The 23106-nt window shown below is 60.2% G+C and carries 20 protein-coding genes; 5 read left to right on the top strand and 15 right to left on the bottom strand.

Annotated elements, in window-relative coordinates:
* Nucleotides 1-43: 43 nt before the first annotated feature.
* From gltB to MCRY_RS17665, 3 genes are read right to left on the bottom strand one after another with little or no spacing between them, the layout of a single operon-like run.
* Entirely contained in the window at nucleotides 44-4582 is a 4539-nt protein-coding gene (gltB, locus tag MCRY_RS17675; protein WP_085632331.1) for a glutamate synthase large subunit, read from the bottom strand.
* Nucleotides 4579-5040: a GFA family protein gene (locus tag MCRY_RS17670; RefSeq protein WP_085632329.1), complete on the bottom strand. Its 462-nt coding sequence runs from the start codon at nucleotides 5038-5040 to the stop codon at nucleotides 4579-4581. The genes gltB and MCRY_RS17670 overlap by 4 nt, the downstream gene beginning before the upstream one ends.
* A complete protein-coding gene (locus tag MCRY_RS17665; RefSeq protein WP_085632328.1) occupies nucleotides 5037-6470 on the bottom strand; it encodes an NAD(P)-dependent oxidoreductase in 1434 nt (477 codons plus the stop codon). The genes MCRY_RS17670 and MCRY_RS17665 overlap by 4 nt, the downstream gene beginning before the upstream one ends.
* Nucleotides 6471-6690: 220 nt before the next feature.
* On the opposite strand from MCRY_RS17665, the gene MCRY_RS17660 reads away from it, so the two are divergent.
* Nucleotides 6691-7494, top strand: a complete 804-nt coding sequence (locus tag MCRY_RS17660; protein ID WP_085632326.1) for an undecaprenyl-diphosphate phosphatase — start codon at nucleotides 6691-6693, stop codon at nucleotides 7492-7494.
* Between the two features lie 57 nt (nucleotides 7495-7551).
* Here the strand turns inward: MCRY_RS17660 and rlmH are convergent, their stop codons facing one another.
* The 6 genes from rlmH to MCRY_RS17630 form a co-directional block, all read right to left on the bottom strand.
* Nucleotides 7552-8025, bottom strand: a complete 474-nt coding sequence (gene rlmH / locus MCRY_RS17655) for a 23S rRNA (pseudouridine(1915)-N(3))-methyltransferase RlmH (RefSeq protein ID WP_085632324.1) — start codon at nucleotides 8023-8025, stop codon at nucleotides 7552-7554.
* A gap of 1 nt (nucleotide 8026) precedes the next feature.
* Complete coding sequence (gene rsfS / locus MCRY_RS17650; RefSeq protein WP_085632323.1) at nucleotides 8027-8392, bottom strand: ribosome silencing factor; 366 nt, start codon at nucleotides 8390-8392, stop codon at nucleotides 8027-8029.
* Between the two features lie 152 nt (nucleotides 8393-8544).
* Complete coding sequence (locus tag MCRY_RS17645) at nucleotides 8545-10893, bottom strand: aldehyde dehydrogenase family protein (protein WP_085632321.1); 2349 nt, start codon at nucleotides 10891-10893, stop codon at nucleotides 8545-8547.
* Nucleotides 10890-11183, bottom strand: a complete 294-nt coding sequence (locus tag MCRY_RS17640; protein WP_138487775.1) for a hypothetical protein — start codon at nucleotides 11181-11183, stop codon at nucleotides 10890-10892. The genes MCRY_RS17645 and MCRY_RS17640 overlap by 4 nt, the downstream gene beginning before the upstream one ends.
* A 9-nt stretch (nucleotides 11184-11192) precedes the next feature.
* Complete coding sequence (gene deoC, locus MCRY_RS17635) at nucleotides 11193-12179, bottom strand: deoxyribose-phosphate aldolase (RefSeq protein WP_085632317.1); 987 nt, start codon at nucleotides 12177-12179, stop codon at nucleotides 11193-11195.
* 75 nt (nucleotides 12180-12254) lie between these two features.
* Complete coding sequence (locus MCRY_RS17630) at nucleotides 12255-12938, bottom strand: hypothetical protein (RefSeq protein WP_085632315.1); 684 nt, start codon at nucleotides 12936-12938, stop codon at nucleotides 12255-12257.
* Nucleotides 12939-13047: 109 nt separating this feature from the next.
* Between MCRY_RS17630 and MCRY_RS17625 the strand changes: the two genes are divergently transcribed.
* The gene (locus MCRY_RS17625) at nucleotides 13048-13779 is read left to right on the top strand and encodes a 4'-phosphopantetheinyl transferase family protein (RefSeq protein ID WP_085632313.1); all 732 of its coding nucleotides are present in this window, start codon (nucleotides 13048-13050) and stop codon (nucleotides 13777-13779) included.
* 107 nt (nucleotides 13780-13886) lie between these two features.
* Nucleotides 13887-16871, top strand: a complete 2985-nt coding sequence (locus tag MCRY_RS17620; protein WP_085632311.1) for an error-prone DNA polymerase — start codon at nucleotides 13887-13889, stop codon at nucleotides 16869-16871.
* On the opposite strand, the gene MCRY_RS17615 is transcribed toward MCRY_RS17620, so the two are convergent.
* The gene (locus tag MCRY_RS17615; protein ID WP_085632309.1) at nucleotides 16849-17547 is read right to left on the bottom strand and encodes an ArsR/SmtB family transcription factor; all 699 of its coding nucleotides are present in this window, start codon (nucleotides 17545-17547) and stop codon (nucleotides 16849-16851) included. The genes MCRY_RS17620 and MCRY_RS17615 overlap by 23 nt on opposite strands.
* A gap of 105 nt (nucleotides 17548-17652) precedes the next feature.
* Here MCRY_RS17615 and MCRY_RS17610 point away from each other — a divergent pair, with 105 nt between their 5' ends.
* Nucleotides 17653-17976 carry an NIPSNAP family protein gene (locus tag MCRY_RS17610; protein ID WP_085632431.1) on the top strand — a complete coding sequence of 108 codons (324 nt, stop codon included), beginning with the start codon at nucleotides 17653-17655 and terminating at the stop codon, nucleotides 17974-17976.
* Complete coding sequence (locus MCRY_RS17605; RefSeq protein ID WP_085632307.1) at nucleotides 17973-18317, top strand: antibiotic biosynthesis monooxygenase family protein; 345 nt, start codon at nucleotides 17973-17975, stop codon at nucleotides 18315-18317. The genes MCRY_RS17610 and MCRY_RS17605 overlap by 4 nt, the downstream gene beginning before the upstream one ends.
* Before the next feature lie 163 nt (nucleotides 18318-18480).
* Here the strand turns inward: MCRY_RS17605 and MCRY_RS17600 are convergent, their stop codons facing one another.
* The 5 genes from MCRY_RS17600 to MCRY_RS17580 all read right to left on the bottom strand — a co-directional run.
* Nucleotides 18481-19665 (bottom strand): amino acid aminotransferase, encoded by a 1185-nt coding sequence (locus tag MCRY_RS17600; protein WP_085632305.1) that lies wholly within the window; start codon nucleotides 19663-19665, stop codon nucleotides 18481-18483.
* Complete coding sequence (gene sseA, locus MCRY_RS17595) at nucleotides 19665-20522, bottom strand: 3-mercaptopyruvate sulfurtransferase (RefSeq protein WP_085632304.1); 858 nt, start codon at nucleotides 20520-20522, stop codon at nucleotides 19665-19667. The genes MCRY_RS17600 and sseA overlap by 1 nt, the downstream gene beginning before the upstream one ends.
* A gap of 112 nt (nucleotides 20523-20634) precedes the next feature.
* A complete protein-coding gene (gene smpB / locus MCRY_RS17590; RefSeq protein WP_085632302.1) occupies nucleotides 20635-21108 on the bottom strand; it encodes an SsrA-binding protein SmpB in 474 nt (157 codons plus the stop codon).
* Nucleotides 21109-21242: 134 nt separating this feature from the next.
* Complete coding sequence (locus MCRY_RS17585; RefSeq protein ID WP_085632300.1) at nucleotides 21243-22787, bottom strand: alanine/glycine:cation symporter family protein; 1545 nt, start codon at nucleotides 22785-22787, stop codon at nucleotides 21243-21245.
* Nucleotides 22788-22807: 20 nt separating this feature from the next.
* Nucleotides 22808-23106, bottom strand: a 299-nt coding sequence (locus MCRY_RS17580) for a universal stress protein (RefSeq protein WP_139834113.1), incomplete at its 5' end; no start/stop codon positions are given.

Here is a 23106-nt window from a genome sequence, read left to right as displayed (position 1 = left end):
CCGGCCACAGGGCCGGGTCGCTGATCTGGTCACTGATGCCCGATTATTCGGCTGGCACCGCTGTCTTTTCGATACCAAGCGGATGGCTGATCTTGTCCAGCATCTCCTTCGGGCAAACCTGAACAAAATTCGCCAGTTCGATATCCCAATGCTGCAAGATGTCCTGCGCCTTGCGGCTCATGGTTTCATCCACATGCCGTTCAATCAGACCCTTAAGCTGATCCACCCAATGATCCACGGTCACCGGACATGTTACGAGGCTCTCCATGTTCATAAGCGCCTGCGCTTTGCCTTCGGGATCGTAGAGGTAGGCCATCCCGCCAGTCATACCTGCACCAAAGTTGGCACCGATATCCCCAAGGATAACCGCAACCCCACCGGTCATGTACTCGCAACCGTTCGAACCACAGCCCTCGACCACCACTTTCGCGCCCGAGTTCCGCACGGCAAAGCGCTCGCCTGCGCGGCCCGCCGCAAAGAGGTAGCCGTCAGTCGCCCCATACAGAACGGTGTTGCCGATGATCGTATTGTTGGCCGCCACCAGAGGCGACATCATCGGCGGACGCACCACGATCGTGCCCCCTGACAAACCTTTGCCGACATAGTCGTTGGCATCACCTGAGACTTCGAGCTTGAGCCCCGGAGCGGCAAACGCGCCCAGCGACTGGCCCGCAGAACCAGTGAGTTTGACCGTCAGGTGGTTCGGCTGCAGCGCGTTGCGCATCCCGAACTTGCGAACGATGTGGGACGAGGTGCGTGTGCCTACAGTCCGGTGCGTGTTCTGCACCGCGTAGGACAGTTGCATCTTCTCACCCTCCTCAAGGAACCGCGCCGCATCGCGCACGATTTCCGCATCCAGAGTATCCGGCACCGCATTGCGCGGCTTGTTGCGGTCGTAGACAATGTCGTCCGATCCATCGACACGGATCAGAAGCGGGTTGAGGTCCAGATCGTCCAGGTGATCCGACCCACGGCTGACTTGGCTGAGCAGATCGGCCCGGCCGATCACTTCGTCCAGCGACCGTGCGCCGATAGAGGCCAACACGTCCCGCACTTCCTGCGCATAGAACGTGATCAGGTTCACCACTTTGTCCGCATTGCCAGTAAACTTGGCCCGCAGCGATTCATCCTGCGTACACACACCAACCGGGCAGGTGTTCGACTGGCACTGACGGACCATGATACAGCCCATCGCGATCAGCGCCGCTGTCCCGATGCCGTACTCTTCGGCACCCAACATCGCAGCCATGACGATGTCACGGCCCGTGCGCAGACCACCGTCGGTCCGCAGGGTCACACGATCCCGCAGCTTGTTCATCGACAGAACCTGATGCGCTTCGGTCAGACCCATTTCCCAAGGCAGACCGGCATATTTGATCGAGGTCGCAGGCGACGCGCCGGTGCCACCGTTGTGGCCGGAAATCAGGATCACGTCCGCCTTGGCCTTGGCCACACCGGCCGCAATCGTGCCGACGCCAGAAGACGCGACAAGCTTGACCGTCACCTTGCAGCGCGGGTTGATCTGCTTGAGGTCATAGATCAACTGCGCAAGGTCTTCGATCGAATAGATATCATGGTGCGGCGGCGGAGAAATCAGCGTCACACCTTTGGTCGAATGGCGCAGACGGGCGATCAGGTCAGTGACTTTCATCCCCGGAAGCTGACCACCTTCACCGGGCTTGGCGCCCTGTGCGACCTTGATCTCAAGCTCTTCGCACTGGTTCAGGTATTCGGCGGTCACGCCAAATCGGCCCGACGCCACCTGCTTGATCTTGGCAGACGGGTTGTCGCCATTCGGTTCGGGCACGAAATGCGCCGGGTCTTCGCCACCTTCACCAGAGTCGGACTTCGCCCCGATCCGGTTCATTGCCACGTTCAGCGTCTTGTGCGCCTCGGGCGACAGCGCGCCCAGCGACATACCCGGCGTCACGAAACGCTTGCGGATCGAGGTGATGGATTCCACCTGCTCCAGCGGGATCGGCTCTCCCAGCGGCTTGATCGCCAACAGGTCACGCAGATGGATCGGCGGGTTCGCCTGCATCGCCTTGGAATAGGTCTTCCAAATCTCATAAGACGCCTTGTTGCAGGCCATCTGCATGAGGTGCATCGTCTGCGCGCCCCAAGCATGGGTCTCACCCGACTTGCGTGCTTTGTAAAAACCACCAATCGGCAGCACATCCTGCCCGCCCTGAAAGCCCAGCGCGTGAATCTCTTCGGCCTTGCGCTGGAGCCCGTTCAGGCCTATGCCCGAAATGCGGCTCAGCATGCCGGGGAAGTATTCTGCGCACATCGCACGGCTCAGGCCGACGGCCTCAAAGTTCAGGCCGCCGCGATAGGACGAGATGACCGAGATGCCCATCTTGGACATGATCTTGAGCAAGCCCTGATCCACCGCCTCGCGATACTTGGCAACCGCCTCGGTCAAGGTCAGATCAAGCAGACCCCGCTTGATGCGGTCGGCCAAAGAATCCTCGGCCAGATAGGCGTTCACAACGGTCGCGCCCGCACCGATCAGCACAGCAAAGTAATGCGGGTCGATACATTCCGCCGACCTTACATTGATCGAACAGAAGGTCCGCAAACCCTTGCGCGTCAGGTGGCTGTGCACCGCGCTGGTGGCAAGGATCATGGGCATCGCCACCTTGCCGTCACCGCAATACTCATCTGTCAGGGTAATGTGGCCTGCACCAGACCGCACAGCATCTTCCGCCTCGGAGCGGATACGCTCCAACGCGATCTGCAACGCGCCCTGTTCGCCCGTTGCCGGGAAGGTACAGTCGATCTCGCAAAGGCCTGCGTTAAAGTGGTTGGCCAGTTCCTTGAACTGTGCATTGCCGACAAACGGGCTGTCCAGAACAAGGATCTCGGTCTGCGCGCTCGACTCGTCCAGCACGTTCTTCAGGTTGCCGAACCGCGTCTTGAGGCTCATCACGCGGAATTCGCGCAAGCTGTCGATCGGCGGGTTGGTCACCTGGCTGAAGTTCTGACGGAAGTAGTGCGACAGCGGACGGTATTTCTTGGACAGAACCGCAGACGGCGTATCATCCCCCATCGAGGCCAAAACCTCTTTGCCGTCCTCGGCCATCGGCGCAAGCACCTGCTCCAACTCTTCAATGGTATAACCAGCCGCGATTTGGCGACGGCGCAATTCTGCACCTTCATAAATCGGCGCTTCGGACACGCGGCCCAGTTCTTCGTCCAGTTCGTTGATCTTGCCGACCCATTCCCCAAACGGCTGGCTGGCGGCCAGTTTGTTCTTGATCTCGACGTCGTGGTAAAGCTTGCCCTCTTTCATATCGACGGCAAGCAATTGCCCCGGTCCAAGCGCACCTTTTTCACGCACAGTGCCTTCATCGATCGGCACCATGCCTGCTTCCGACCCGGCGATCAGCATGCCATCGCCCGTCACGACATAGCGCATCGGACGCAAGCCGTTCCGGTCCAGACCAGCACAAACCCAACGGCCATCGGTCATGGCAAGTGCGGCCGGGCCGTCCCACGGCTCCATCACAGAATTGCAGTAGGAATACATGTCGCGCCACGCTTCGGGCAGTTCGATCGCCTGCTTGGACCACGATTCCGGCACCAGCATGGTCTTGGCCATCGGCGCATTGCGGCCCGCACGCACCAGCACTTCGAACACCGCGTCCAGCGCTGCGGAATCCGACGCACCATTGGCGATGATCGGCTTGATGTCTTCGGCCATGTCGCCAAACGCGGATGACGCCATGCGGATCTCGTGGCTCTTCATCCAGTTGACGTTGCCCTTGAGCGTGTTGATCTCGCCGTTATGCGCCAACATGCGGAACGGCTGCGCCAACCACCACTGCGGGAACGTGTTGGTTGAATAGCGCTGATGGTAGATCGCAAACGCGCTCTCGAACCGCTCGTCCTGCAGATCGGGATAGAATTCAGCCACCTGTTCGGCCAGCATCATGCCTTTGTAGATGATCGACCGGCAGGACAGCGACGCGATGTAAAGTTGACCGATGCCAGCGGCAGCCGCCGCTTTTTCGATCCGACGGCGGATGACATAAAGCTCACGCTCAAAGGTTTCCTCATCCACGCCCTTGGCGTTGGAGATGATGATCTGTTCGATCTCGGGCCGGGTCGCATTGGCCTTTTCGCCGAGGCACCCAACGCTGACCGGCACGTGCCGCCAACCATAGATGTAATAGCCCATACGCAGGACTTCGGTCTCCACGATGGTCCGGCAGGTCTCTTGGGCGCCGAAATCAGTGCGCGGCAGGAACACCTGTCCAATTGCCATCAGCTCGTCTTTGCGGGGCTCGTGGCCTGTGCGCTTGATCTGATCGTAGAAAAACGGAGCCGGGATCTGCACATGAATACCCGCACCATCGCCGGTCTTACCATCGGCATCGACAGCACCTCGGTGCCAGATCGCCTTGAGCGCATCAATGCCCGCTTCGACCACCTTGCGCGACGGCTTGCCATCAAGACTGACCACAAGGCCAACGCCACAGGACGAATGTTCGTCTTCTTCCGAGTAAAGACCATTCTCCGCCATCCATTTGCGCTTGGCTTCCTCTGCACGGACCCATTTTGCATCATACTTGGTCATGGCGTGTCTCCTTCGACAAAAGGGTTGTTCGCTTCGTATTGCGCCTGCGTCGCGCGCTTGTGGTCGCCTTTGAGCTGCCCGTAAGCGGGTGCGCGGTCGCAGTAGATTTCAGATATGACGGGGAACGAATCCGCCTCGACAAACAGCGCAGGCATCAATTCGTACTCGTCGTCTTCGCCGTTGTTGCGAAGCCAAAGGTTGGTCCCGCACACCTCGCAAAATGTACGCGAGGCAAATGGCGTCGATGCATAACTTTTGGTTGGACCTTCGACATGCACAGCGTCCGGTTTGGCAAGGAAGTATCCAGTGATCGTCCCGGACCAGACCCGACATTTCCGGCAATGGCACACACCAACGGCGGCAACATAGTCACCGTCCACACGGATGCGCACGCCGTTGCACAGGCATGTACCCGCAAGCGTGCCCGTCCGCCGGTAAGGAGCGGCGAGATCGCTCATTCCGCAGCGACGGCACTCGCGCCGTTCAACTGGCGCAGCACGGCCTCGGCACAGTCACGCCCATCACGGATCGCCCAGACGACCAGCGACGCACCGCGCACGATGTCACCCACAGCATAGACACCCGGCAGCGCAGTCGCACCCGAGGTGAATTCGGCTTTGATCGTCCCCCAACGGGTCACGTCCAGCTCCGGCACACCCCACAGCGTCGGCAGTTCTTCCGGCTCGAACCCAAGCGCCTTGATCACGATGTCCGCAGGTTCGATATAGTCCGAACCTTCGATCACCTCGGGCATCTGACGACCGGTCGCATCGGGCAGGCCGAGGCGCATCCGCTCGACGATCACACCATTCACCGGATCGCCGGTAAAGCCTTTGGGCGCGGTCAACCATTCGAACTGCACGCCCTCTTCTTCAGCGTTCTGCACCTCGCGCTGCGAGCCGGGCATGTTGGCACGGTCGCGACGATAGAGGCATTTGACCGACTCGGCGCCCTGACGGATCGCCGTACGCACACAGTCCATTGCGGTGTCGCCGCCGCCGATAACGACCACCTTCTTGCCTTCAGCATTCAGCTTACCGCTATCGAATTCGGACACCTCGTCACCAAAGCTCTTACGGTTTGACGCGGTCAGGTAATCAAGCGCCTTGACGATGCCATCGGCGCCCGAACCCGGACCACCCAAATCGCGCGACTTGTAGACGCCAGTTGCGATGATCACTGCATCATGCTGCGCGCGAATCTCTTCGAACGACATGTCCTCGCCAATGTTACAGTTAAGAACAAAGCGCACACCGCCCATTTCCAACTGCTCGTTCCGGCGCATGACCACCGGCTTTTCCAGCTTGAAGCCGGGGATGCCATAGGTCAGCAGACCACCTGCACGGTCGTACCGGTCATAGACGGTGACCTGCACACCCTGACGGCGCAGCACGTCAGCCGCTGCCAAGCCACCGGGGCCAGCACCGATGATGCCGACGCTTTCCTTACGTTCGTGCGCGGGCTTGATCGGCAGAACCCAACCTTCTTCCCATGCGGTATCCGTGATGTATTTCTCGACCGACCCGATGGTGACAGTGCCGTGGCCCGACTGTTCGATCACGCAATTGCCCTCACACAGACGGTCCTGCGGGCAGATGCGGCCACAAATCTCGGGGAAGGTGTTGGTTGCTTGGCTGACCTCATAGGCCTCCTGCAACCGGCCTTCCGCGGTCAGGCGCAGCCAATCGGGAATGTTGTTGTGCAGCGGACAATGCGATTGGCAATAGGGTACACCGCACTGGGAGCAGCGGCTCGCCTGCTCTTTGGCCTTCGCTTCCGCGTATTCCGCATAGATTTCATGAAAGTCCTCGCGCCGCTCATCGGCAGCACGCTTTGTGGGCATGTCGCGTTCAACTTTGACGAACTTCAACATCGGCTGATTTGCCATGGCTCACATCCTTCCCTTCATGTGGTCGCGATTGATTATAGAAGACCGGAGAGAAAGAAAAGTCACTTATGCTGACCTATTTTTCCAAATTTCGCCGCAGCTCGACTAAAAACATGCTGCATCGCAGCTATTTTAGGTCCGAACCGGACTTAAAATTATCCTTCCCATTGGTTTTAAAGGCTTTATACCCAAGTGAGTTTTTGCTCTTGGACGGCACACCATGCCCCTGACCCATCTGCTTATCCTGGCATTGATTCAGGGCGTTACGGAATTTCTGCCGATTTCTTCGTCCGGCCACCTGATTCTTCTGCCGAATCTGACAGGTATGGCGGATCAGGGACAAGCGTTGGATGTGGCCGTACATGTCGGCACACTGCTGGCCGTCATCCTGTATTTCTGGTCCGACGTGAAGATCGTGACCTCGGGTTTGGGGCGGCTCATCAAAGGTCGGATCGACACCCAAGGTGCGTTCTGGGCTCTGTGCCTGATCATCGCCACCATCCCCGTGATTCTTGTCGGACTTGCGCTCAAGCTGTCAGGGCTGAATGACCTTCTGCGCTCGACCGCCGTGATAGGCTGGACCATGCTGCTGTTCGGTATCGTCCTGTATTGGGCTGATCAAACGGGTCCGATCGTGAAACGTGCCGAAAACTGGAGTTTGAAGGACGCTATCATCATGGGCCTCTGGCAAACGCTGGCCCTGATACCGGGCACGTCACGGTCGGGCATCACGATCACCGCAGGGCGGCAACTGGGCTACGACCGAGAAAGCGCCACACGCTTGTCAATGCTGATGTCGATCCCGACGATCCTCGCGTCCGGTGTCTTGCTCAGCGTCGAAGCGGTACAAGACGCAGATATGAGCATTGTTCGCGACGCCGCTATTGCTGCGATCTTTGCCTTTCTCGCCGCATTAGCAGCGCTGAAACTGATGTTCAAATTGCTGAAATCCGTCAGCTTCACACCATACGTGATCTACCGCGTGATCCTCGGTGTGATCCTGTTGATCATCGCCTATACCTGACCACCCGCGCACGCTTTTCATCAACCGAAAGCTGCAATGCATCCACGCATCGCCCGCCTAATCCCGATGATAGGGCGTCCCGGCGATGATCGACGCCGCTCGATAAAGCTGCTCTGCAATCATCACCCGCACCAGCTTGTGCGGCCAGACCATCTTGCCAAAAGACAGCAGCATATCCGCCTCGGCCCGAAGTGACGGATCAATCCCATCCGCCCCGCCAATGACGAAACAGACATCCGACCGCCCCTGATCGGCCCAACCCTGCAGCTTTTTGGCAAATTCCGGCGAAGACATCAGACTGCCCCGCTCATCCAGACAGATCAGAAGAGACCCGGCCGGGATCGCGGCCCGCAGCAACGCTGCCTCCGCCGTCATCCCACCGTTTTTCTTGTCTTCGACCTCGGTCTCGCCCTCAAAGCGCCAACCAAGGCCGCGCCCTGTCTGGCCAAAGCGAGACAGGTAATCGTCGGTCAGCGCGCGTTCTTCCGAGCGGCCCGCGAGCCGCCCCACCGCGCGAAGATGTACGCGCATCCTAGTTGGTCAGGGCTGTCCCTGCCGGGAGCCACATTTTTTCCAACTGGTAAAATTCGCGAACTTCCGGCCGGAAAATGTGTACGATCACATCGCCTGTGTCGATCAGCACCCAATCACCAGTTTCCTTGCCCTCGATCTTGGACAGGATACCACGCTCTGCTTTGAGCGTTTCGACCAGCTTTTCGGCCAGTGCCGATACTTGGCGGGTGGACCGCCCCGAACACACGACCATGTAATCGCCAATAGACGTTTTGCCGCGCAGGTCGATCTGCACAATGTCTTCGGCTTTGTTTTCGTCGAGTTCAGAAAGAATCACCGCGAGCGTCGCTTCGCTGGCAGATCCGGTTCCGGGTGTGCCGGTCATGGGCAGACCCCCGTCAGTGGCACGCGCCACATCCGTTTGAAAAGACAGGACATCGTCCTCCTAAGTGTAAACGCCGTTCCGCCCCGGCGCTGGGTGAGCAGAAAATAGCATTGCATTGCCGAATTCTCAATGACCTGCGCGAAAATTGGCGATCATGCGCCGTATGGAACCCACACTGTCTTGGTTTCAGTCGCCGCATCAAGGAATGCGCGCCCTTCGCCCTCGCCCCCCATCCAGTCGCGATTGCGCCCATTGTTGACCCATGTCCGCTTGAGATTAAGCGCCGCACCGCGTTCAATCTCAGCCGAAAGGTCGGTCGATGAGAACGACCAAACCGCCTCGACATCCATGTGTTGCGCCAATGTCGGAGCCAGTTCTGCATGCCGCCCGGTAAGGATATTGACCACTCCGCCCGGCACATCCGACGTATCGAGGACCTGATAGAAATCCGTCGCCGCCAGCGGGAACGGTTCCGACGCGACCAGCACCACCCGGTTGCCCATGGCCATCGCCGGGGCCATCACCGACACAAGGCCCAAAAGCGGATGATCATCCGGGCAAAACGCCCCGATCACCCCGCAGGGTTCGCGCATCGCCAAGGCCACCCCCCGCAACGGCACCTGCGCCACGCGCCCGTCGAACTTGTCGGCCCATGCGGCATAGGTGAAGAGCCGGTTTACCGCCACATCCACCTCTTTCGCGCCGGTCTTTGCGCCGGTCATCTGGTTGATCCGTGCCGCAAATTCATCCGCACGCGCCGACAGGTTTTCGCCCAGATAATAAAGGATCTGCGCCCGCAGATGCGCCGTTGTCCCGGCCCAGCCGGATGCACCCCGCGCCGCTTCGACCGCGTTGCGCACATCCTTTCGGTTCGCCAAAGGTGCCTGACCGATCAGCTTTCCCGCCTTGGTGAACACCTCGTAAGCATAGCCCCCATCAGGCCGTGCCTGCTTGCCGCCGACATAAAGCTTGGCCGTCCGGTCCACCGCCTGCGGCTCGGCATCCGGCCCGCTGCTGAACACTGTGATCTTGCCCAGCGCCTTTCCGCTGCCCGACGGCTTGGTGTAGGCCATCATCCCTTCCGGCCCGCCTTCGCGCCCGAACCCGCTTTCGCGCACTCCGCCAAAGGGTGCTGCGGCGTCGAACATGTTGGTGCCGTTGATCCAGACAACCCCCGCCACCAGCTTGGGCGCGATGTCCAACGCGACGTTGATGTTCTCGCTCCACAGCGTCGCCGCCAGCCCGTAGCGCGTGTTGTTCGCCAGATCGACCGCCTCGGACGGTGTACGGAAGGTGGTGCCCACCAGCACCGGCCCAAAGATCTCTTCCTGCATCAGCGGGTCAGCCGTGCTTAGCCCGGTGATCAGCGTCGGCGGGTAGAAACACCCGCTCTCCGGCATCTCGCAAGCCGCGCGATAGGTCTCACCGGCTATGTTGCTGTCGACCAGACGGGTGATGGTCTCCAATTGCTTGGGATCAACAATCGCCCCCACGTCGATCGACTTGTCCAAAGGTGATCCGACCCGCAGCTTATCCATCCGCGCCTTCAGCTTGGCATAGAAACGGTCCGCGACACCTTCTTGCACCAAAAGCCGCGACCCGGCACAGCAGACCTGCCCCTGATTGAACCAGATCGCATCGACAAGCCCTTCAACGGCGCTGTCCAGATCCGCATCCTCGAACACGATGTAAGGCGACTTGCCCCCCAACTCGAGCGTCAGCGCTTTGCCTGACCCCGCCGTTGCCTCGCGAATACGCCGCCCCACGGCGGTGGACCCGGTAAAGGCCACCTTGTCGACATCCGGATGTGTAACGATCATCTCACCGACAGACCCATCGCCGGTGACGATGTTCACCACACCTTTTGGCAACCCGGCCTGACGGCACATATCCGCAAACAAAAGCGCGGTCAGCGACGTGTATTCCGCAGGCTTGAGAACAACCGTGTTCCCAGCCGCCAAAGCAGGCGCGACCTTCCACGTCAGCATGAGCAGCGGGAAGTTCCACGGGATCACCTGACCACAGACGCCATGCGCCTCGCGCCCGGCGAATTCGCTGTCGAACAGCTGCGCCTGCCCGGCGTGATAGTAGAAATGCCGCTGCGCCAAAGGCACGTCGATGTCCCGGCTTTCGCGGATCGGCTTGCCGTTGTCCAAGGTCTCGAGCACCGCAAACAACCGCGCGTGTTTCTGCATCAGCCGCGCCAGCGCATAGATATACCGCGCCCGCCCCGCGCCGCCCAACTTGGCCCAAGCCTTCTGCGCCTTGCGCGCAGCCGCAACAGCCGCATCCACATCGGCCTGCGTGCCTTGCGTCAGATGTGCCAGCACCTCGCCATTCGCCGGATTGCGGCTTTCGAACACCTGACCGGGATCGGTCATCGCGCCACCTATGAAGTGCCCGAACCGGTCCCCCTGATCGACCAGCCATGCCAGCGCATCCGCCGCCGACTCCGGTGCGGTTCCGTAGTCCATACTCTCGAAAATCTCTTGTACGGTCATTGGAAAGTGCCTTTCAAAAGCAGGAAAACAACATAGGCCAGCCAAAGGAGCGCCGCCCCACGCATGACCCATTCAACCCGGCGAGTCCTGTCATGCAAATGGGCGAACCTCTGCAGACCTTCGGGAGGATCGGCAGGCGGCTCAAACGCTGGTTCCGGCCCCAACATCCGCTGCATCAGCGTCGGCAGATCGCGCACCGCGCGTTTCAGTTTGCGCCGCCGCCAGTTCTGCGCCCCCAGCCACATCAGCGCCGAGAGGCCGAACAACAGGACCATCGGGTTATTGCCCATTGTCCCGCCTCACCCAGCCGCGTGTCGCCACGACGCCGAATAGGCCCCGGTCACATGATGCTCCAATTGACGTTCGATATCGCCCAAGAGCGAGGACGCGCCAAAGCGGAACAAATCGTTCTGCACCCAGCGGTCGCCCAACTCTTCCTTCATGAGCGCAAGATACACCACCGCATCCTTGGCTTTGGAAATTCCGCCCGCAGGCTTGTAGCCAACGCGGTAGCCGGTTTCCTCAAAGTAGTCGCGGATCGCCCGGATCATCACCAGCGACACCGGCAATGTGGCGTTCACGCTTTCCTTCCCAGTCGAGGTCTTGATGAAATCCGCCCCCGCCATCATGCAAACCAACGACGCCCTTGCGACGTTCTGCAACGTCCCTAATTCACCCGTCGCCAGAATGGCCTTCACATGCGCCTCACCGCAGGCCGCGCGAAACGCGCGCATCTCGTCATACAGCGCCTGCCAATTGCCGGTCAGCACATGCCGTCGCGAAATCACGATGTCGATCTCTGCAGCACCTGCCTTCACACTCTCTTCAATCTCGGCCACACGCAGGTGAAACGGCGACAGACCCGCCGGGAACCCCGTGCTGACCGCAGCCACTGGAATCCCCGTACCCGCCAGCGCGTCAACCGCAGCCTCGACCATGTCGTGATAAACACAGACCGCGCCCACCTTGAGCCCGTCCATGCCCAGCGCCCCGAGCAAATCACTCCGCACCGGTTGTCGCGCCTTGGCACACAGCCGCGCCACACGCCCAACGGTGTCATCCCCGGCCAGTGTCGTGAGGTCGATGCAGGTGATCGCGCGGCACAGCCACGCCGCTTGATAGGCCTTCTTCACCGACCGCCGCCCCGTCAACGTCGCCGCCCGCCGCTCGATCGCCGACCGGTTCGCGGTCGCCCGCATCACCCAATCCAGATCCAGCGCCATCCCCGGATTGCGCGGCTCAAGCGTCTGCGGCAAATGCACTGCTTCACGTGTCGTCGTCTGCATGGATCACTCACTCCTTGAACGCGAATGCTGACACGGCCACACAGCGCGCACAAGTCACGACGCCGCGTAGCGCGCCTATCGGATCAGGTTCGAGAACCACCGCTTGAACGCACCCTTCTGTGGCCGCAGGATCGGCAAGTGCAGGATGCGCGGTTTCGGCTGATCGGAATAGATCAACTCCGACGCCTCGAAGATCCGCTTGTTGAATTGCGGCGGGAACACGTAAAATCGCAGGTCCGACTTCCACAAAGTCTCGCGGAAGGTCGGCTGGTCGATCTTGAACCCCGCCGCATCATAGGCCGCCTGCCAATCGTCAAAAAACTGCTCCGTCGCCGCGGTCTTGCGATACAGCAGCACCCCGCAATTGATCTCGGGAAAGGTCTCCGGCACCTCGGTCTGCCATATCCGCTTGTGCCGGGGCCTATGCCACAGCATCACATGGGCGCCACACAGATCGAACTTCTGCAACAGATCAAAAAGCGACGACAGATCCGCCCGGATCATCGTGTCATTGTCGAGGTACAGCGTCTCGTCAAACGGGCTGAACTTCAGCGCCCCCACCTTGGGCCGGGTCATCTCGGCCGGAATGACAAAGCTCTGATCGAACCCGCTGGTGTCGTCATCCGCCGCACACCAGATCGCCGCCTGCAAACCCGGGTTGTGCTGTTTCACCGACGCCGCAGACCGCCGCGCCACATCCACATGCGCCTTGCCCCAGGCCACGTACATCACGCCGCGTGTCCGGTTCTGCTCTGACATCCAACCACTCCTTCAGACATCCGCTGCCTAGCGCCCCGCCTGCCCCAAGTAAATCCGCCACGCGCTTTCCCCTTGACCACCCGCACCAGAGCGGGAATGCAGAAAGGCGATGACGACACCGTTCTTCTCTGATCTGCACGCCGATGCACACGGGTTCCTGTCTGACATCGCACAGGAGGACAGCCTGATCCCTGCCGCGGTTCTGGTCACGGCCAGCTATGACGAGACCGTCTTTTCCGACGATCTCTTCACACAGCTGGGTATTTTCCAACCACCCTCTCTCAGCCGCGCCATCCCCCGCCGCAGGGCCGAATTCCTTGCAGGCCGCGCCATGGCGCAAGCCGCAATGGCCTGCCTCGGCCTTCCCCCCAGCCCGGTCGACACCACCCCCAGCCGCGCACCGCTCTGGCCCAAAGGCCTCTCCGGCTCGATCAGCCACGCACGCGGCCGCTGCGCGTGCCTGCTGTCACAAGACACCGGGCGCAGCTTCGGCATCGACACCGAGGCCATCGCCGAAGGCCGCCCCCTCGACGCGATCCTGACACAGACGCTGTCCCAGACCGAACGCGCACTGCTCACGCAGGGGCCCTATCCGGCCAACATCAACGCGACACTGGCCTTCTCGGCCAAAGAGGCGCTCTTCAAGACGCTCTACCCGCAGGTCGGCCACCATTTCGGCTTTGACGCCGCCAATCTGACCGAACCGCCCCACCAGAACAACTTGACCCTGTCCCTGACCACCAACCTCACAGACAATTTGCCGAAAGGCCGCCGCTTCGACATCCACCTGTCGCTCACGCCGACCCATGTGTCGACATGGCTTTCCGTGCCAAATCCCTGATCTTCTTCTTTTCCCAAATATGCAAAAGCGCCTTCTGCCACAGCGCGGACCGCCTTCCTGACTCGAATCACTGGAAAAAGAACAAAATAAGAACATAAAAGAGGAGTATGTTCGCAGAGCTGTCGATCACCTCCAACTTCACCTTCCTCACCGGGGCCTCCCACCCCGAGGAGTATATGGAGCGTGCCGCCACTCTGGGCCTCTCGGCCATCGCCATCACCGACACCAATTCCGTGGCAGGCATTGTCCGCGCTTGGTCCGAGGCCAAAAACCTCCAGCGCCTCCTCCGTGAACGCACCGAACTCGAGGCCAAGAACGGCCCCATCGGCCCCCCCGTGCCGGATCACATCAACCACCAGCGCAGCCACATCCTCATCCATGTCCCCCGGCTGATCCCCGGCGCAAAGATCGTCACCGACACCGGCTTCACTGCCACGGCGCTGGCCAGCACACGGCAAGGCTGGGCACAGCTCTGCCGCCTGATCACCACCGGACGCCGCCGCGCGCCCAAGGGCGATTGCCACCTGACCCTCGACGATCTGGTCCAATGCACAGCCGGTCTCATCTGGCTCCTGCACCCGCCAACACAAGCGAACACGACGCAGCGCGGCGCGGGCGACTGGCAGCCACAGGCAGAACGGCTGTCGCGCCGCTTCCCCGAACAGACCCATCTCCTGCTCAGCCCGCTTTATGACGGTCAGGACGGACCTCGCTTCGACCGGATCGCGAAACTGGCCAAAGATCTGAACCTGCCCACCATCGCCTCCGCCATGCCCATCATGCACCATGGCCGCCGCCGCAAACTGGCCGATGTTGTCACCGCCATCCGCCAAGGCTGCCGCGTCGACGAGTTGGGCACCAAGGCGCTCGCCAATGGCGAACAACGCCTGCGTTCCGAGGCCGAAATGCGCCGCCTGCTCGGCCCCCATGCCGACGCCGTGACCCGCGCCGCGCAACTCGCCGAGGCGTGCCAATTCGATCTTGGCGAACTCCGCTACGAATATCCAAGCGAAATCACCGGGTCCGAGACTGCCCCCCAACGTCTGTCCCGGCTCGCCCACGAAGGGCTGAAATGGCGCTACCCGCACGGCGCGTCCGACAAGGTGAAAAAGCTGCTGGCGCATGAGCTCACCCTGATCGGCAAGCTGAAATACGAGCCCTATTTCCTCACCGTACGTGACATCGTGGCCTTCGCCCGCGACCGCGGCATCCTCTGCCAAGGCCGTGGCTCTGCCGCCAATTCGGTCGTCTGCTACTGCCTCGGCGTGACCTCCGTCAGCCCCGAAATCGGCACCATGGTTTTTGAGCGGTTCGTGTCAGAGGCCCGCGACGAGCCCCCCGACATCGACGTGGATTTCGAACATGAACGCCGCGAAGAGGTGATCCAACACATCTACGAACGATACGGCCGCCACCGCGCCGGGCTTTGCGCCACGGTCATCCACTATCGCGGCAAACGCGCCATCCGTGAGGTCGGCAGCGCCATGGGTCTATCCCAAGACACCATCGGCGCGCTCTCTTCCCAGCTCTGGGGCTTCTTCTCGACCAATGGCCTCGAAGAACACCGCATGCGCGAGATCGGTCTCGATCCCGACGACCACCGCCTCAAACTCACGATGGAGCTGATCTTCGAGATCATCGGCTTCCCCCGCCACCTGAGCCAGCATGTCGGCGGCTTCATCATCACCGAAGGGCGGCTTGATGAACTGGTCCCGATTGAGAACGCCACGATGGAGGACCGCACCGTCATCTGCTGGGACAAGGACGATATCGACGCGCTTGGCATCCTCAAGGTCGATGTGCTGGCCCTCGGCATGCTGTCCTGTATCCGCAAGGCGTTCGACCTGATGACACTGCATCACGGCCAAAGCTACAACCTCGCCACGCTCCCTCCCGAAGACCCGGCGGTCTACGACATGCTCTGCAAAGCCGACAGCATCGGTGTCTTCCAAGTCGAATCCCGCGCACAGATGAACTTCCTGCCGCGCATGAAACCGCGCACCTTCTACGACCTGGTGATCGAGGTTGCGATCATCCGCCCCGGCCCCATTCAGGGCGACATGGTTCACCCCTATATCCGCCGCCGCAATGGCGAAGAGGCGGTCAGCTTTCCCTCGGACGAATTGGGCGCGGTGTTGGGCAAGACCCTCGGCGTGCCCCTGTTTCAGGAACAGGCAATGCAGATCGCCATCGTCGGCGCGGGCTTCACCCCCGAACAGGCCGACCGCCTGCGCCGATCCCTCGCTACGTTCAAGAAACACGGCAACGTGTCAGAGTTCCGCACCCTCTTCATGCGCGGCATGCGCAACAAAGGCTACGACGAGGATTTCGCCGAACGCTGTTTCTCGCAGATCGAAGGTTTCGGATCTTACGGTTTTCCCGAAAGCCACGCCGCCAGCTTTGCCTTGCTGGTCTATGCCAGTGCCTGGATCAAGCACCACCACCCCGGCATCTTCGCCTGCGCGCTGCTGAACTCCCAGCCGATGGGCTTCTACGCCCCCGCCCAGATCGTCCGCGATGCGCGCGAACATGGCGTGACCGTCCTGCCCGTCTGCATCAACGCCAGCTTCTGGGACAACGTGATGGAACCAGACGCCAAGGGTGGCCTCGCCCTCCGGCTGGGCTTCCGCCAGATCAAAGGCCTGAACGAAGAAGACGCGTCATGGATCGCCGCCGGGCGCGGCAATGGCTACCAGAGCGTCGGCGACCTCTGGCGACGCGCCGGGCTGGACCCGGCCACCATCGCCCGTCTGGCCGAGGCGGACACCTTCCGCGACTTGCAGTTAAGCCGCCGTCAGGCGCTGTGGGAGGCCAAGGCGCTCACCACCCGCAAGACCCTGCCGCTGTTTGACGGTGATATCGACGGCGAAGCGATCCATGAACCCGCCGCTTTGCTGCCGCAGATGACCGAGGGCGAACAGGTGGTCGAAGATTACGTCGCCATGCGCCTCACCCTGCGCCGCCACCCGCTGGCGCTCCTGCGGCACATTTTGACACCGGACGCCAACCGTACGGCGCAACCGTACGTTTCAGGAACCAAACCGTACAAGCCACCAATGCCGCTACCATTCACCCGTGCGAACCCGGATTAACAGGAAACGCCATGTTGAACTGCCGCAATCCATCGCTGGAAAACTGCACCGCACGCGTGTCCCGCACCCGATAGGCCCAGCCCATCATCTCGAACCGCTTGAACAGCGCCCGCCCCAAAGACCCTGCCAAATGAGGCCGCCGCGCGCTCCAGTCCAGACAGGTCCGACACACCGGCGCACGAGATTTTACCAACTGGTCAAAATCTACACCAAGCGTTCGAACAAACCCTTGCCCAGCCTCCGTCAGAAACAGATCGTCTCCGCGCAACTCCATGAAATCCCGTGCAAAAAGACTATCGTAAAGCTGTATCCCACGGGAACCAGCCAAATGGTTGTAGCACACCCGCGCCTCGCGCAATTGCGCATCTTTTGGCCCAGTCCGTGTCCTCAGATGCCCCTGACCAGCGGCAAATCCCATGAGCACCTCAAGAACCTGCGCCACATCCTCACCTGCCAGCGCGAAGTACTTGTGTCGCCCCTGACGCGCTTCCTTGACCAGCCCACCCTCCAGCAACCGCCCCAGATGCGACGACGCAGTCGAGGCAGAAACCCCGGCCTCTCCCGCCAACTCACTGGCCGTCAACGCTTTTCCACTCATCAGCGCCGACAGAATATTCGCCCGCGCCGGATCACCAATCAGCGCCGCAATTCGCGCAATGTCAGGTCCATGTTTCATGACGATCACCTTACACGCATGATCAACACGCACAATTCGATCCAGATCGAAATATTAGCGTCGCAATCCATGCCACAAACAGGTCAGCAACCGGAAAGGACACCCATGCTCACCTGCATCATCCGCTACGAAATCGACCCGACCAAGAAAGCGCAGTTCGAAACATATGCCCGCAACTGGGGTCAGGCGATCCCGCGCTGCGGCGCTGATCTGATCGGATACTTTGCCCCACACGAAGGCTCCAGCACTCTGGCCTATGGCATCTACAATATTGAAAACCTTGCAAAATACGAAGCGTACCGCGCCCACCTTGCCGCTGATCCTCTGGGGCAGGAAAACTACGCCTTTGCCCAATCCGAAAGGTTCCTCTTGCGCGAAGATCGCACCTTCCTAAAACTCTGCTCGACGCCACATGGGAACCAGACATGATCGCCATTATCTTCGAACTCATGCCGGCAGACGGCCAAAAAGACGCCTATCTCGACATCGCCGCCACCATGCGCCCCATGGTCGAACAGGTCGAAGGCTTCATCTCGGTCGAACGTTTTCAAAGCCTCACCAACCCCGACAAGCTTCTGTCGATCAGCTTCTTCGAAGACGAAGACGCCGTTCACCGTTGGCGCAAACTGGCCGCACACCGGAATGCGCAATCCAAAGGCCGCACCGGCGTCTTCTCGGATTACCGCCTACGCGTCTGTCACGTCATGCGCGACTACGGCATGTTTGACCGCGATCAAGCTCCCGAAGACAGCGTCAAGGCGCATGGCTAGCGGCTTCTTCTTTTTGCAAATATGCAAACGCAACTTTGCAAATCACACTGCGCCCGATCCCGCGTCACATCACGACTGGCCCGAGGACAAAGCCGAAGGCGGCGGACGAGACAAAAAGAATGGGCGCCCAAAGGCGCCCATGCAGTTCAAAACAAGATTCAGGTCAGATCCCGACGTCGATCATCGCCTTGGCAAGGATCGGTATCGACTCCTTGTTCAAACCCGCGATATTCAACCGCGAGTCCCCAACTAGGTAAATCGCGTGCTCTTCGCGCAGACGCTCAACCTGTTCGGGTGTCGCTCCAAGCCGCGAGAACATACCGCGGTGCTGTGCGATAAAGCCAAACCGGTCCGAGCCTGACAGACGCTGCAATTCGGCCGCCAGCTGCTCGCGCAGACCCAGCATGCCATTGCGCATCTCTTCCAGTTCCGCAGCCCATTCAGTGCGCAGTGCATCGTCGGTCAGAACCATGGTCACCAACCGCGCGCCATGATCCGGCGGAAAGGAATAGTTCTGACGGTTGAGATACGCCAGAGTCCCTTGGTTCAACTTGTGTGCCGATGGATCGGCAGCAACAGCCATCAGCAGCCCCGTGCGTTCGCGGTAGATACCAAAGTTCTTGGAACAGCTGGCCGCAATGATGGTTTCCGGCACCGACGACGCGATAAGGCGGGTCGCCGCCGCATCTTCCTCGAGACCGTCACCGAAGCCCTGATAGGCGATATCGACCATCGGGGTCGCGCCTGTCTTGATCAGCAGATCGACCAGCGCCTTCCATTCGGTGATATTCAGGTTGGCCCCGGTCGGGTTGTGACAGCAGCCATGCACCAGAACGATGTCTCCCGGACCCGCCTTGGCGAGATCTTCCATCATGCCGTTGAAATCCACACCGCGCGACTCGTCGTCGAAATAGCGGTAGGGCACCATAGTCATGCCCATGTGCTTGAGGATCGACAGGTGGTTCGGCCATGTCGGATCGCTGACGAATACCTTGGCGTCAGGATTGGCCATCTTCACCATGTCAAAACCCTGACGCACGGCACCCGTACCACCCGGAGTGGCAACTGCGGCCACGTTCGCACGCGGCACCGCATCGCCCAGAACCATCGCGATCATGGCATCGGCAAAAGCTGGATCACCAGCAAGTCCGGTATAGGCCTTGGTGGTCTCGGCCTCCCACAACTGCTGCTCGGCGTTCTTGATCGCGCGCATGATCGGCGTGTTGCCCGACGCGTCCTTATAGACACCGACGCCAAGGTCGATCTTCACCTCGCGCGGGTCGTCGCGATAGGTCTGCATCAGGGTAAGGATCTTGTCTGCGGGTTGTTCCTTGAGGGACTCGAACATCAATTGTCTCCAGTGGCTACGGGAACCGTGGGGAACATCCCCCATTCGGACCACGAGCCGTCGTAAAGGGAATGGTCGTCTTTGCCCATACGTGCCATCGCCAGCGACAGGATCGCCGCGGTCACGCCAGAGCCACAAGTGGTGATTGCCGGTTTCGACAGGTCGACACCGGCCGCTTCAAAGATCGCACGCGTCTCCTCGGGCGACTTCATCGTCTGGTCTGCATTCAGCAGGCTGGAATAATGCACGTTCTTTGAACCGGGAATATGTCCGCCGCGCATGCCTGGACGAGGTTCCGGTTCTTCTCCACGGAACCGCCCGGGGGATCGCGCGTCAATGATTTCCTGATCGCGCAGCTTGGAGGCGGCAGAGACCTGCGTCACATCCTTGACCAGATGCGCCTGACGCCGCACCGTCATGTGCCGGTCGCGGATGATTGGCGGCATGTCCTCAAGCTCGCGGCCTTCTGCGACCCATTTTGGCAAACCGCCATCCAGAACAGCCACGTCGTTCTGGCCCATCAGCTTGAACAGCCACCAAACGCGGGCGGCGGAAAAAAGACCGGCACCGTCATAAACAACAACCTGATGGCCGTCGCCCACGCCCATAGCTCGCAAACGCGACATGAACTTTTCAATGGGCGGCGCCATATGCGGCAGGTCGGACCTGCTGTCGGAAATATCGTCGATATCAAAGAAGCGCGCACCGGGGATATGACCCTGGGCATATTCTGCTTTGGCATCCCGGTCGCTGCCCGGCATATACATCGACGCATCCAGAATGCGCAGATCGGGATCGCGCATGTGAGACGCCAGCCAGTCTGTCGCAACCAGAGTTTTCGGGTCGTCCTGTGCCATATCATTCGCCACATCTGATTAGGATAAGTTCTGCATAGAACCGACAGGTCCGACTCGCAAGCGATTGACCTCAGCGCGACGGATGATGCGTCAAGGGAAAGCCGCCTCGGCGCTAGCCTGCGTTCTTCAGAAGACGCTGCTTCTGACGGCCCCAATCCCGTTTGGCCTCGGTCTCGCGCTTGTCATGGTTTTTCTTACCCTTCGCGATGCCCAGCTTCATCTTCACCATGCCTTTGTGATTGAAGTAGAGCACCATAGGCACAAGCGTCATGCCTTTGCGCTGGGTCTCGTTCCACAGCCGCGACAGTTCCTTTCGCGACACCAAAAGCTTGCGGCGGCGGCGTTCCTCGTGCGGGAACATCGCGCGATTGTAGGGCGCGATATAAGAATTCACGAGCCACAACTCTCCGTCTTCGACGGCCGCATAACATTCGGTGATGTTGGCACTGTTCTCGCGCAGCGATTTCACCTCTGAGCCTTGGAGGATAATGCCCACTTCGAGATCGTCCTCGATGGCATAGTCGAACCGCGCCCGACGGTTGTCGGCGATCACCTTGTAGTTCGGATTGTCCTTCGGCTTGGCCATCACTGCGGTCTCCTTTGCCCGCGAGAGGGCTAGATATAAGATGTCGCGCAGGTTTTGAAACCGCTTTTGCACAGATCACGGAAAAGGGCGGACCTTGCAGCCCGCCCTTTCGCATTTTGGTTCCGTCACGCGGATCAGCTGAACTTCTTGATCTCACCCGACTTGAGACGCGACCAATAGCTGTTCAGTTCGCGCTTCACTATGGGCATCAAGACGTAAAGCCCGATGATATTGACCACCGCCATCGCAAAGATCGCCGCATCCGAGAAATCGATGACCGGACCAAGGCTGGCCGCCGCGCCAATGATGACGAAAAGGCAGAAGATGACTTTGAAGGTCAGTTCCTGTCCCTTGCCTTCACCAAAGAGGTAGGTCCATGCCTTGAGGCCGTAATAGGACCACGAGATCATGGTGGAGAAGGCAAACAGGATCACAGCCAGTGCGAGGATATACTTGAACCCACCGATGGAAGACGAGAACGCCGCAGAAGTCAGCGCCACACCGGATGTGTCGCCCACGGTCTGGATCGCGGTGCCCGCTTCGTTCAACAGGTAGTTGCCTGTGTTCGGGTCCGAGACAAGCTGACCGGTGATGATGATCACAAGTGCCGTCATGGTGCAGACCACGACAGTGTCGATCAGCGGTTCAAGCAGGGACACAAAGCCTTCGGTGATCGGCTCTTTCGTGCGAACTGCCGAGTGTGCGATGGCTGCCGAGCCAACACCGGCCTCGTTCGAGAACGCCGCCCGCTTGAAGCCCTGGATCAGCGCTCCGACAAAACCGCCTGCAACGCCAAGTCCGGTAAAGGCACCTGCGAAAATCTGGCCAAAGGCCCAACCGATCTTGTCATAGTTCATCAAGATGATGATCAGCGCTGTGCCGACATAGATCACACCCATGATCGGCACGACTTTTTCTGTGACGCGGGCGATGGACTTGAGGCCACCGACGATCACAGCAAACACGATGCCTGCAAAAACGATACCCGTGATCCAGCCGGGATATTCGCCGAACACATTGGTTAACTGCGCATGGGCCTGATTGGCCTGGAACATGTTACCACCGCCCAGCGCGCCAAGGATACAGAAGATCGAGAACATGATCGCAAGGAACCGACCACCCGGCATGCCACGCTCGGAAAAGCCCTTGGTCAGGTAATACATTGGACCACCGGACACGGTGCCGTTGGGGTATTCATTGCGGTATTTAACACCCAGCGTACATTCGGTGAACTTGGACGCCATGCCCAGCAAACCGGCAAGGATCATCCAGAACGTGGCACCCGGCCCGCCAATGCCGATGGCCACGGCCACACCGGCGATGTTGCCGAGACCCACGGTGCCCGAAAGGGCTGTGGCTAGCGCCTGAAAGTGGCTGACCTCACCCGCATCGTTCGGATCAGAGTAGTCCCCTTTGACCAGCGCGATGGCATGGCCGAAGGCGCGGAACTGAATCACACCGAAATAGACGGTGAAGACGGTAGCGGCGACCACCAGCCAGCCGACGATCCACGGAAAACTGGTACCGGGGAAGTTGCTAAAGATCAGGTTGACGAACCAGCCTGTAGAGCTGGCGAAGATGCCGTTGATAGTCTCATCGATGGATTGCGCCGAGGCCGAGAGGGCCGCGAAGAGAGTGAAAAAGACGGCCAGAACCGCCGTCGGAAAAAGACGTGTCATCTGTTAAATTCCCTATGCGGTTATGGAACGATTGTGCAGGGCACTGGGGCGACCTGAACCAGAGACCCGGCGACCGAGCCAAACACGCGGCTCGACAGACCGCCATCGCCATCGCGGCCAATGACCATCTGCGTTGCGCCCTCTTTCTTGGCGACCTCGCACAGCGTTTTGGCGACGTGACCGTATTTGATCTGGGTTTCCACCGGAACACCGGCCGCAGATATGGTGGCTTTCAGAGGTGCCATCAGCGCCTTTTCAGCACGATCCAGCTCTTCGGTGCGGCGCGCATGACGCTCTTCAATTTCTTCTGGTGTCACCC

It is taken from the genome of Marivita cryptomonadis, from assembly GCF_002115725.1.
In the GTDB taxonomy this organism is placed as follows: Bacteria; Pseudomonadota; Alphaproteobacteria; order Rhodobacterales; family Rhodobacteraceae; genus Marivita; species Marivita cryptomonadis.
This window is presented reverse-complemented; position numbering and strand designations above follow the sequence as displayed.